10 protein-coding genes and 1 pseudogene are annotated in these 11,426 nt (G+C 70.3%); 3 read left to right on the top strand and 8 right to left on the bottom strand.

Features of this window, described 5'->3' with window-relative positions; all coding sequences use genetic code 11:
• Nucleotides 1-114: 114 nt before the first annotated feature.
• From AC067M_RS39480 to AC067M_RS39465, 4 genes are all read right to left on the bottom strand, one after another.
• Nucleotides 115-597: a hypothetical protein gene (locus AC067M_RS39480; protein ID WP_478701832.1), complete on the bottom strand. Its 483-nt coding sequence runs from the start codon at nucleotides 595-597 to the stop codon at nucleotides 115-117.
• Between the two features lie 118 nt (nucleotides 598-715).
• Nucleotides 716-949 (bottom strand): hypothetical protein, encoded by a 234-nt coding sequence (locus tag AC067M_RS39475; RefSeq protein WP_478701831.1) that lies wholly within the window; start codon nucleotides 947-949, stop codon nucleotides 716-718.
• A 735-nt stretch (nucleotides 950-1,684) separates the two neighbouring features.
• The gene (locus AC067M_RS39470; RefSeq protein WP_478701830.1) at nucleotides 1,685-2,224 is read right to left on the bottom strand and encodes a hypothetical protein; all 540 of its coding nucleotides are present in this window, start codon (nucleotides 2,222-2,224) and stop codon (nucleotides 1,685-1,687) included.
• A gap of 72 nt (nucleotides 2,225-2,296) precedes the next feature.
• Nucleotides 2,297-2,875 (bottom strand): maltokinase N-terminal cap-like domain-containing protein, encoded by a 579-nt coding sequence (locus tag AC067M_RS39465; RefSeq protein ID WP_478701829.1) that lies wholly within the window; start codon nucleotides 2,873-2,875, stop codon nucleotides 2,297-2,299.
• A 245-nt stretch (nucleotides 2,876-3,120) separates the two neighbouring features.
• On the opposite strand from AC067M_RS39465, the gene AC067M_RS39460 reads away from it, so the two are divergent.
• Nucleotides 3,121-3,894 carry a carbonic anhydrase gene (locus AC067M_RS39460; RefSeq protein ID WP_478701828.1) on the top strand — a complete coding sequence of 258 codons (774 nt, stop codon included), beginning with the start codon at nucleotides 3,121-3,123 and terminating at the stop codon, nucleotides 3,892-3,894.
• A 280-nt stretch (nucleotides 3,895-4,174) separates the two neighbouring features.
• Here the strand turns inward: AC067M_RS39460 and AC067M_RS39455 are convergent, their stop codons facing one another.
• Nucleotides 4,175-5,317 (bottom strand): aromatic ring-hydroxylating oxygenase subunit alpha, encoded by a 1,143-nt coding sequence (locus tag AC067M_RS39455; RefSeq protein ID WP_478701827.1) that lies wholly within the window; start codon nucleotides 5,315-5,317, stop codon nucleotides 4,175-4,177.
• A gap of 186 nt (nucleotides 5,318-5,503) precedes the next feature.
• Here AC067M_RS39455 and purU point away from each other — a divergent pair, with 186 nt between their 5' ends.
• Both purU and AC067M_RS39445 read left to right on the top strand, forming a co-directional pair.
• On the top strand, nucleotides 5,504-6,376 hold the full coding sequence (purU, locus tag AC067M_RS39450; RefSeq protein WP_478701826.1) for a formyltetrahydrofolate deformylase: 873 nt from the start codon (nucleotides 5,504-5,506) through the stop codon (nucleotides 6,374-6,376).
• Nucleotides 6,377-6,408: 32 nt separating this feature from the next.
• Nucleotides 6,409-7,200 (top strand): IclR family transcriptional regulator, encoded by a 792-nt coding sequence (locus AC067M_RS39445; RefSeq protein ID WP_478701825.1) that lies wholly within the window; start codon nucleotides 6,409-6,411, stop codon nucleotides 7,198-7,200.
• Between the two features lie 103 nt (nucleotides 7,201-7,303).
• Here the strand turns inward: AC067M_RS39445 and AC067M_RS39440 are convergent.
• The 3 genes and pseudogenes from AC067M_RS39440 to AC067M_RS39430 all read right to left on the bottom strand — a co-directional run.
• A pseudogene (locus tag AC067M_RS39440) lies at nucleotides 7,304-7,659 on the bottom strand (serine hydroxymethyltransferase); the annotation flags it as partial.
• Nucleotides 7,656-8,516: a bifunctional methylenetetrahydrofolate dehydrogenase/methenyltetrahydrofolate cyclohydrolase gene (locus AC067M_RS39435; protein WP_478701824.1), complete on the bottom strand. Its 861-nt coding sequence runs from the start codon at nucleotides 8,514-8,516 to the stop codon at nucleotides 7,656-7,658. The gene AC067M_RS39435 and the pseudogene AC067M_RS39440, both read right to left, overlap by 4 nt.
• Nucleotides 8,517-8,761: 245 nt before the next feature.
• The gene (locus AC067M_RS39430; protein WP_478701823.1) at nucleotides 8,762-11,200 is read right to left on the bottom strand and encodes a GcvT family protein; all 2,439 of its coding nucleotides are present in this window, start codon (nucleotides 11,198-11,200) and stop codon (nucleotides 8,762-8,764) included.
• Nucleotides 11,201-11,426: the final 226 nt, after the last annotated feature.

Raw genomic sequence — 11,426 nt, 5'->3', positions numbered from 1 at the left:
ACCCCCCCCCCCCCCCCCCCCCCCCCCCCCCCCCCCCCCCCCCCCCCCCCCTCTCCTCCCCCCCCCCCCCCCCCCCCCCCCCCCCCACCGGCGTTGCGGGCGCGAAGGGGTCAGTCAGGCCATCGCTGTCTGCCGCGACTCGGCGGACTCCGTCCGGGCGGAGGGCTCGGCGTCGGGCTGCCGGCGCTGCTCCTCTTCCCGCCCGGCTCGTTTCCAGGCCGCCTGCTCGCGGGTGATCACTTCGGTGGCGGCGCCGACGGCGACGGCGACCGGCCACTCAAGGGCTCCGGCCACGGCCATGGCGCCGAGGATTCCGTAGTAGACGACCTTGCGGGGCGAGGGGAGCATCGAGGTGCTCCTGCGGGCGCCGGTGAACATGTCGCCCGGGGTCACGTAGGGGATGGGTACCCGCGGGTGCGCGGTGTGCAGGTGGACCACCTTGCCGCCCGCCGGCCTCTCCCGGCCTTCGGGGGTTTCGGGCGTCTGCTGCGCCTCGCCCGTCGTGGGGACCGTCTCCGGCGCCTGTGCCCGGTCGCCTCGGTCCGGGCTCTTTTCCTGGGTGGGTGGTTGTTGGGGCTGGAACTGCGGGGAAGTCATCTCCGTCCTCCCTGCTGGGAAGCGTACGTGCAGGTGCCCCTTCTCCACGGTTCCATCTCCAGGCAGCGAAAAGCCACCTAAATCTGGCAAAAGGTAATGAGTTGCACCGGATGCCAGGTCAGGCGTGAGCGGCCGCCGGACGCCCGCCGGACACGAGGGCGACCAGGGCGACCGTGTCGGCGCGCCCCAGGGTGCCGGTCGCCCGGGCGACGACCCAGGCGGCCGCCGCTGCCGCGGTGACGGCGGCACGCAGTCGGATGTGACGCGTGAGGGCCGCCCCGAACGACGCCTCGGGCCCCTCCGCGAGCAGTTTCCTCGTGGGGTCGGCCGGCGGCCGGGCGGCGATGGCCATGGCGGGCAACATGTCCGTGAGCAGGTTGACCAGGAGGAGCTGTCGTGCGTTCAGCGCGCTGCGCCCGGTGAGCAGACTGGTCGCCAGGGTGAAGATGATCTCCCCGAGGTTGCCGCCGAGCGAGCAGGATGCCCAGCGCCTTGCGCACGGAGGCCCACATGGCGCGGCCCTCGACGATGGCGTCCACGATGGTCTCGATACGGTCGTCGGTGACGACCACGTCGGCGGCGGAGCGGGCCGCCGGGGTCGCCCGGGAGCCGAGGGCGATGCCGACGTCGGCGATCCTGATGGTGGGGCGCGTCATTGGCGCCGTCGCCGGTGACGGCGGCAATCGGCCGGCCGAGCGCAGCGCGGTGACGATGCGGCCCAGCGCCTCGATGGTGGAGGCGCTGCGTCCGAGGGTGTCCCGGGTGGACAGCCGACGGGCCGCGGCCGGCTCCGCCACGGTGGCGACGAACGGCAGCCCCTCGGGCTCAGCGGCGACGCACAGGCTGACCGCGGGCCCCAGGGCGGCGCCCAGCGGCCGCCTGCGCAGCAGGTCGACGGCGAAGAGGGCGACCCCCGCCGCGACGGACATCGGCAGGAACCACCCGGAGCGGGACCCTGTTGCGCGTACGGCGGACGCGGACGCCTCCCTCTCCACTGGCCACAGCGTGCCCGCCGCCCCTGCGTCCCCGGCTCCCGAACGTTTCAGGACCGCGCCGGAGTGTGAGTGGCGTACGGCCGGGGCGCTGGTCAGCGAATGTCGCCCGTCAGGGTGTCGGCGCCCCAGGCGGCCAGCCGGTTGGCGAGCGTGCCGCTGCCGTCGAGGATGTGCCGTGAGAACGCGTCGCGCTCGTGGGCGAGGAGGGCGGCTTCCCAGACACAGGGGGTGAGACCGGTGCGGCCCGGGCGGAGTTGGTCGGGCTGCCCGGCCGGTCCGGCGAAGACGGCCAGGTCGGACATGAGCGCTTCGATCCACGTGTGGACCAGGACGTAGTCGCCGTCGCCACCCGCGTGCGTGATCAGGACGGCGAGGCCGAGCGACCCGCGGGTGCGGCCGAGTGCCAGATGCCCTTCGGCGATCCGCACGGCGGCGCCGATGCCCTGCTCCGTCGCGTCGCGGCCCGGGGCCTGGAGGGAGTACACCTTGACCAGGTGCCCGCTCACCTCGCGCAACCCCACGAACCGGGCGGGCCGCTGGTGGTACTCCTCGGACAATGCGAGCAAGGCAGCACTGTCCACCGACTCCGGCAGTGCGCTCACACAGTCCTCCGCAATCTGCTGATCAGCCATGTGGATCATGATGCCCAGCAGCCCCTCAGGCTGTCCATGCCATTCCTCGACGCCTGCCCGGGCCCACCGCGCTCACCGCGGCGCGACGGTCGCGAGTACTCCCCGTGCAGCCGTTCCGTCCGGCCAGGTCCATCCGGCGACGAGGTGTCCGGACGAACCCCGCGCGGCCTCTGCAGCCCGCAGCACGCGGTTGACCTGAACGTCGAGCCCGTCGCCAGGGCCCGTTCCGTGCACGGTGACGGTCGGGTCAGGGGTGTCGCTCTCGCTCTGGTGCTGGGGCATCGCCTCACCGCGCAGAAGGGCACGCAACTGCGCCATCACCACCGGGTCATGAACGCCGTCGTAGATCCACCGGGTGCCGAGCACTCCGTGCTCGGAGGTGCCGATCAACGCCTCGCGGGGTATGCCCGCCAGCGCAGCACCGCGATAACCCATCGGCACCAGATACGCCACCGGCTCCTGTGCGGCGGCGTCCACCACGACCATGAACTCGATCCCGACCGCGCCCTCGGGATCGTCCAGACGGAACCCGCCGGCCTTGACCAGTTCCGGCGCTTCCGCGTCGCCGACGTACCAACTCTGCTTCGGCAGCCAGTCGTTGAGCAGCTCCAGCTTGGTGGGCGTCATGGTGGTGCGGTGGACAGAAGCCATGCGAACTCCCTCATGCGTAGGTCTGGGCCCGTCCCCCCAGCGGGATGTCCCGACGGGATGTGATCGAACCTATCGGGATCCCCGCCAACCGGGTCTGCATCCCGTACTCCACGTGGCTTGGACAGATGCTTCTCCTCCCCTTGATCAACGCTGTACGGGCGCTAACCGGCCTCCCACCACAGTGGAATTCGCGGGCTCCGCCGAGGTGCCCGAGCAGAGGACACACTGCAAGAGGGGACAGAGTCATGGGGAACACCGGGCATCCGCAGCGCCGGGCACTTCTGACCGGGGGGCTGGTGGCCACCGCGGCACTCGTCACGGGTTGTTCGTCCCACTCGGACGGCACGGCCGCGACGAAGGCGGCGGTCGCGGGGGCGGCGCCGGCGAGCGCTTCACCGTCCACGGAGGTACGACCGGACTCGCCGTCGGCGGCGTTGGCGAGACTGATGGAGGGCAACGCGCGCTGGGTGGACGGCGAGTTGCAGCGCCCGAACCAGGATCCCGTCCGGCGCAAGGCCGTCGCCGAGAAGCAGAACCCCTACGGCGTGATCCTTTCCTGCATCGACTCCCGGGTGCCGCCGGAGCTGGTCTTCGACACCGGACTCGGCGACCTGTTCGTGCTGCGCACCGGCGGGCAGGTGGTGGCCCCGGTGGTCACCGGTTCCGTCGAGTACGGGCCCCTGACGTCGGGGACCCCGCTCGTGGTCGTGCTCGGGCACCAGCGCTGTGGCGCCATCAAGGCGACGTACGAGGCGATGCGCGACGGCAAGGAACTGCCCGGCACCCTGCCGTCCATAGCCCAGGCCCTGCGGCCGGCGTACCGGGCGACCCTCAAGGGGAAGACCGACGACCCCGTCGACTCCATGATCCGCGCACACGCCGAACAGACCGCCGAAGACCTGCGGGCCAACAAGGCCCTCTCCCCCCTCATCAAGACGGGCGACCTCGCCGTCGTAAGCGCCTATTACTCACTCGACACCGGCCGCGTGGAGATCCTCACCGGGCAGCCTTCGGCCTGACGGATCGCACGACGGGGTCATGGTGCCGGTTCCAGCCGGACCACGATGGACTTGGAGGTGGGGGTGCTGCTGACCTCCGCCGTGGAGTCCAGGGGAACCGCCTGATCGGCGACCTGCCCCAGGGCCTCTCGTTTGGCTCATGCCGGGCTCGCAGGCCCCGGCACCGCGCCTCGCCGCGTTGTCGTCGGTCGGCAGGGCTCCGCCCTGCCGCCCTCCTCCGCCTTGCGACGCACGGCACCGGACCCCGCTCCCTGATCCGGCCTGATCCAAACGAAAGACCCTAGCGGGCCACGGCGTTCGAGCGGGTGCCCAGGCGCTCCTGGAGCCAGTCGTGGAACTCGCCGATGTGGTGCTCGCTGGGCACCAGGACGCCCCCCTTCGCGTACAGGCGCGAGCTCATGGCCGGCTGGCAGCGCTCACAGGCGTCGAAGTCCTGCCGGTTGACCCGGTCGAACAGTTCCACCGACCGGCTGACGTCCCGGCCGCTCTCCACGACGCCTTTGAGATACAGCCAGTCGCACTCCACGATCGTCCGGTCGACCGCCACCGGATACATCCGGTGGAAGATCACGTGGTCGGGGACCAGGTTGATGAACACCTGCGGCCGCACCGTGATCGCGTAGTAGCGGCGGTCCTGGTCCTCGGAGACCGTGGGGATGCGGTCCAGGCCCTCGGAGCCGTCGACGGTGAATCCCCTGACGTCCTCGCCGAACTCGGCGCCGTGCCCCACGTAGTACTGCGCCGCGTACCCGTCGGCGAACTCCGGGAGCACCTCGGTGAGTTCGGGGTGGATCGTCGCGCAGTGGTAGCACTCCATGAAGTTCTCGACGATGAGCTTCCAGTTCGCCCTCACGTCGTAGACGATGCGCCTGCCGACCTCCAGGCTCTCGACGTCGTAGCGGTCGATGGACTCCACGTCCCCGAGGCGCGCCACCACGTCCGCGATCACCGACTGCTCGAACGAGGGCGGGTTCTCGGCCAGGCACACCCACACATAGCCCAGCCACTCGCGCACGGCCACGCTCGCCAGGCCGTACTCGGTCCGGCCCACGTCCGGCATCCTCGTCAGGTTCGGAGCCGCGACGAGCTTGCCGTCGAGGTCGTAGGTCCAGGCGTGGTACGGGCATTGGAACGCCCGCTTCACCTCGCCGGACTCCTCCGTGCACAGCTTCGCGCCGCGGTGCCGGCACACGTTGAAGAAGGCGCGGACGGACCGGTTCCGCGACCGCGTCACCAGGACGCTCTCCCGCCCGACGTCCACGGTCTTGAACGCGCCCGGCTTGTCCAGCTCCGACGAGCGCGCCACGCAGAACCACATCGACTCGAAGATGTGCTCCTGCTCCAGGCGGAAGACCTCCGGGTCCGTGTAGTGGTCACCCGGGAGCGTCGCGATCAGGCTCTCCGGCAGGGAGGTCGCAGTCATAGAGAACTCCTGAGGTTTCTTTATGCGCAACATGTATCGTTCACCGCAACACACAGTGCAGCCAGCCCGAACCACTGTCAAGAGGCGACCGTGTCGATCCGGACCCTTGACCGCGGGCCGCGACAACCTGGACCATGTTGCGTATCAGTCCCGCTGTTGCGTAATGCGCACTTCCAGGAGGACTCAGTGTCTCTTCGACCGCACTCCGACCGCGAGTTCGTCCTCACCCTCTCGTGCCCCGACCGCTCCGGCCTCGTCCACGCCGTCACCGGCTTCCTCGTCCGGCACTCCGGGAACATCCAGGAAAGCCACCAGTTCGACGACCGGCTCCAGGACCGCTTCTTCATGCGTGTGCACTTCGACGTATCGGACCCGAGCACATCGCTGGAGGACCTGCGTTGCGGCTTCGGCCCGGTGGCGGAGGCGTACCGGATCTCCTGGCAGCTGCACGACGCGTCGACTCCGACCCGCACGCTGATCATGGTGTCGAAGTTCGGTCACTGCCTCAACGACCTGCTCTTCCGGCGGAGCACCGGCGCGCTGAACATCGAGGTGCCGGCGATCGTCTCCAACCACCGGGACTTCGAACCGCTCGCCGAGAGCTACGGGATCCCGTTCCACCACATCCCCGTGACCCGGGAGACGAAGGCCGACGCGGAGGCGCGGCTGCTGAAGCTCGTCGACGAGCTGGACATCGACCTCGTGGTCCTCGCCCGCTACATGCAGATCCTGTCGAACGACCTGTGCAAGCAGCTCGAAGGCCGGGCGATCAACATCCACCACTCGTTCCTGCCGAGCTTCAAGGGCGCACGGCCGTACGTCCAGGCCCACGAGCGCGGCGTCAAGCTCGTCGGAGCCACGGCCCACTACGTCACCCCGGACCTCGACGAGGGCCCCATCATCGAGCAGGACGTCATCCGCGTGAACCACTCGCAGAGCCCCGACAGTCTGGTCACCCTGGGGCGCGACGTCGAGGCGCAGGTCCTCGCCCGGGCGGTGGAATGGCACAGCCAGAGCCGGGTCATGATCAACGGCAATCGCACGGTCGTCTTCCGCTGACCGGTGTTGACCTATTCGCATATGGTTGCGCTATGAGCAGTTACGGCACCGAGTCCGCAGTCACCTCCAGCGGCGGAGTGCAGTCCGTCGACCGGGCTGTCAGTGTGCTGGAGATCCTGGCCCAGCGCGGCGAGGCAGGCGTCAGTGAAGTGGCAGACGCGATCGACGTCCACAAGTCAACCGCCTTTCGTCTGCTCGGCGCGCTGGAGGCGCATGGGATGGTCGAGCAGGAGGGCGAGCGCGGGAAGTACCGTCTCGGCTTCGGAGTCGTGCGCCTGGCCGGTGCGGTCACCGGGCGCATCGAAGTGACCAGACACGGGCGGAGGATCTGCGAGCGTCTCGTCGACGAACTGGGCGAGACGATGAACATCGCGGTGCTCGAATCCCACCACGTGATCAACCTCTACCAGGTGCGCGGCCCGTCGGCCATCACCGCGCAGAACTGGGTCGGACGGCTGACACCACCGCACTGCACATCGAGCGGAAAGATCCTCCTGGCCCACCTCGACCCGAAGCGCCGGGACGAGCTCGTCGCCGCGGCAGGGCTCGCCCGCATGACGGCACACACGCTGACCTCGAGAAAGAAGCTGGAAGCGGATCTGGCCGAAGCCCGCGAGCGGGGCTACGCCATGACGATGGAGGAATACGAGGAAGGCCTGAACGCCATGGCCGCGCCGGTGCGTTCGGGCGACGGCGAGCCCGTCGCCGCCCTCACCGCCTCGGGGCCGGCCTTCCGCCTCACCGAGGAGCGGATGCACGAGCTCGCACCGGCACTGGTCGAGGGAGCGGACGAACTCAGCCGCCGTCTCGGCCACGGGGGCTGAGGTTCGGCGGCGGCGTACGAGTGGCGCGCATGACGTTCGGGGCCCGGTCGCACAGGTCGACCGGGCTCCGTCCTGCTGTGGGGCCGCCTTCGAGGCCGCAGGCCCGCGGGCGGTGTTCCTCGGCGAGGCGTTCGACCTCGTCCATGTCGACCACGTGGTCCGCCTCTGACACGCGGTAGGGCACACTCCATTGAGCATCTTGCCGCTGTAGTTGACGCGCATGCCGTGGGTGAGGGGCCCGCCGTGCGCGAGGTCGAGGCCGAGGAGGGTGTCGCCGGGCTGGACCAGCGCGAAGAAGACGGTGGTGTTGGCCTCGCACCGGAGTGCGGCTGGACGTGGGCGAACCAGGCGCCGAAGAGGCGATCATCTCCAGGGTGGACTGCCGACGGTGCGGTGCGGCCCGGAGAGCGGCGTGCACCTCGGGGTCCGGCTCCGCCAGGGGGTGTTCAGCGCGTTCATACGGCGTTCGCGTTCCTCTCGGCGGCCTCGACGACGTTGGCGAGCAGCATCGCTCGGGTCATGGGACCCACACCCCCGGGCATCGGCGCGAGCCATCCGGCGACCGTGGCGGCCTCCGGGTGGACGTCGCCCACCAGTCCCTGGTCGGTGCGGGTGATGCCGACGTCCAGGACGGCCGCGCCGGGGCGCAGCATGTCCTTGGTGATCAGTCCGGGCGAGCCGGCCGCAGCGATCACGATGTCCGCCTCGCGTACGTGCCAGGCCAGGCCCTTGGTGCCGGTGTGGCAGAGGGTGACGGTGGCGTTCTCGGACCTGCGGGTGAGGAGCAGGCCGATGGGCCGTCCCACCGTGATGCCCCGGCCGATCACACACACCCGGGCACCTGCGAGCGGCACCTCGTACCGGCGGAGCAGTTCGACGATGCCGCGCGGGGTGCACGGCAGCGGGGCGTCGACGCCCAGGACCAGCCGGCCTAGGTTGACGGGGTGCAGGCCGTCGGCGTCCTTGGCCGGGTCGATGCGTTGCAGTACGGCGCCCGCGTCCAGGTGGCGCGGGAGCGGAAGTTGGACGATGTAGCCGGTGCAGGCCGGGTCGGCGTTGAGCTCGTCGATCGTCTCCTCGACCTGCTGCTGCGAGGCGTCGGCGGGCAGGTCCCGGCGGATGGAGGCGATGCCCACCTGGGCGCAGTCGCGGTGCTTGCCGGCGACGTAGGCACGGCTGCCGGGGTCGTCGCCGACCAGGACGGTGCCGAGTCCCGGCGGGCGGCCGACGGTGGCGGTCGACTTGGCAACGCGCTCCGCGAGTTCGCGGCGGATGTCGGCGGCGGTCGCCTTGCCGTCGAGCAGTTGTGCGTTCACCGGCGATACCCCTTCTGCACGGCTAGGGCCTTTCGTTTGGATCAGGTCGCAGGGAAGTGACGGGGGCTGTTCGACGCCGGTGAGCGGGGTCATGGGGGGCCCCCCGCGCGAGCGAAGCCGAGCGCGGGGGAGCGTGCCTCTGCAAGGCGGAGGAGGGCGTCGATGCGGAGCATCGGCAACCGACGACAACGCGGCAGAGGTGCGTGCCAGGCCCCGCGTCTGCGGCGTGATCCAGACGACAGGCCCTAGCCACGAAGGCGGGACATGGTCGGGTCGAACAGCGGTTCTTGGGCTACGACCGCTTCGACGCGCTGGTCGAAGTAGCCGAGGTGCACGGTCGTGCCGGGGGTGGCCAGCTCCGCGGGGAGCCATGCGTAGGCGATGCCCTTGCCGATCGTGTAGCCGTAGGCGGCGCTGGTGACGTAGCCGACCGGGCGGTCGCCGTCGTACACCGGCTCCTTGCCCATGACGACCGACCGCGGGTCGTCGATGGTGAGGCAGGTCAGCTTGCGCCGCACGTTGTCCTTGCGGCGCTCCAGCGCGGCCTTGCCGATGAAGTCGTCCTTGTCGGGCTTGACGGCGAAGCCGACGCCGGCCTCGTAAGGGTCGTGCTCGTAGGTCATGTCGGTGCCGAAGGAGCGGTAACCCTTCTCCAGGCGGAGGCTGTTGAAGGCGCCGCGGCCGGCGATGACGCCGCCGAGGGGCTCGGCCGCCTGCCACAGGGTGTCCCAGAGTTTCAGGCCCTGGTCGGCGGTCGTGTACAGCTCCCAACCGAGTTCGCCGACGTACGACAGGCGCATGGCCGTCACCGGGACGCTGCCGATGTAGGCGCGCTTGGCGCGGAAGTACTTCAGGCCGTCGTTCGAGAAGTCCTCGTCCGTGAGGGGCTGGAGGACCTTGCGGGCGAGCGGGCCCCACAGGCCGATGCAGCAGGTGCCGGGGGTGATGTCGCGGACCTGGACCGTGCCGTCGGCGGGGAGGTGGCGGGTGAACCAGTCGAGGTCCAGGTTGCCGTTGGCGCCGACCTGGAAGAGGTCGCGGGCCAGGCGGGCGACGGTGATGTCGCTGCGGATGCCGCCGTGGTGGTCGAGGAGCAGGGTGTACGTGACCGAGCCGACGGACTTGGCGACCTTGCCGGTGCACAGGCGCTCCAGGAGATCGACGGCGCCGGGGCCGGTCACCTCCAGGCGCTTGAGGGCGGTCATGTCGTACATGGCGACGGTCTCGCGGGTGGTCTGCGCCTCGGCTGCGACGATGGGCGACCAGTACTGCGCCGCCCAGTCGTTGGGGGTCGTGATGGAGCGGCCCTCGACGAGGGAGGCGTTGGCCTCGTACCACTGCGGGCGCTCCCAGCCGTTCGCCTCCAGGAAGTAGGCGCCGTGCTCCTGCTGGCGGGGGTGGAAGGGGCTGGTGCGGATCGGGCGCGGGTCGCCCGAGGGCTGGAGGGGGTGGAGGATGTCGTAGACCTCGACGAAGTTCTGGCAGTCGCGGGCCAGGACGTACTCCGGGGACAGCTGGTGCGGTTCGAAGCGGTTGACGTCGCACTCGTGCAGGTCGAAGGACGAACAGTGGCCGTCGACCAGCCATTCGGCCATCGCCCGGCCCACGCCCGCGGAGTGGGTGACCCACACGGCCTCGGCGACCCAGAAGCCCTTGACGTCCGGGGACTCGCCGAGCAGCGGGAAGTTGTCGGTGGTGAAGGAGAACAGGCCGTTGATGCCCTCCTCCACCTTGGCTTCCTTGGTCGCGGGGAGCAGGGACTGCGTCTCGGTCCAGGCGTCGGCGAAGTCCTCCTCGGTGAACTTCAGGATCGACGGCATCTGGTCGGCCTCGTCCACGGAGAGGATGTCGTCGGCCGAGATGGGCATGGGGCGGTGGCCGTAGGAGCCGATGCCCAGGCCGTCGAAGCGGTCGCGGTAGTAGAGGTCGGCGTCCTGGTGGCGCAGGATCGGGCGGACCGCCTCCTCGGTCTGGCCGGCCAGGGCCGGGACGGGGCCGGTCCAGGCGAGCTGGTGGGCGAGCGGAGTGAGCGGAAGGTTCATGCCGACCATGCGGGCGATCTTCGGGCCCCAGATGCCGGCGCAGCACACGACGATGTCCGCGGGGATCTCGCCCTGGTCGGTGAGGACGCCGGTCACCTCGCCGTCGGCCCGGGTCACGTCGAGGACCTCGTGGCGGGCGAGGAAGCGGACGCCGCGCTCGGTGGCCCGGCGGATCTGTGCCTCCACGGCGAGGACGGCCTTGGCGAGGCCGTCGGTCGGGACGAGGAGGCCGCCGAGGACCCTGTCACGGTTGACCAGCGGGTGCTGTTCGAGGCACTCGTCGGGGGTCAGGAGCCGTGACTCGATGCCCCAGGCGGTGATCCAGCCGTGGCGGCGGCGCAGTTCCGTGAGGCGCTCGGGGGTGGTCGCCACTTCCAGGCCGCCGACCTGGAGGAAGCAGGGCTTGCCGTCGACGTCGAGGGAGCAGAACTTCTCGACGGTGTAGCGGGCCAGCTCGGTCATGGTCTTGGAGGAGTTCGTCTGGAAGACCAGCCCCGGGGCGTGTGAGGTGGAGCCCCCGGTGGCGGGGAGCGGGCCCTGGTCGACCACGGTCACCTCGGTCCAGCCTCGCGCGGAGATCTCGTCCGCGAGGGCCGCGCCGACGACTCCCGCTCCGATGATGACCACTCGGGGTCCCGCCATCGCCGCACCTCCGGTTTGATAACCAGTCGAGCCGATCCAGTTGCTGTGTACGCAACTTGGTTCAGGTTGCGCAACTCAATGTGCCTGCCGCGCAGGTGGGTGTCAAGGGCTCTGAGACCTCGGAAAACGGGCCGGAACACGGCGATGCCCGGCGGGGGGGGGGGGGGGGGGGGGGGGCAAGCCCGCGGGAGAGTTCGTGCGATTTTTTCTCCCTGCTTCCCCCGCT

Source organism: Streptomyces sp. NPDC043427 (genome assembly GCF_056436655.1).
Note: the sequence above shows the minus strand (reverse complement) of the source record. Positions and strands in the feature narration are given on the sequence as shown.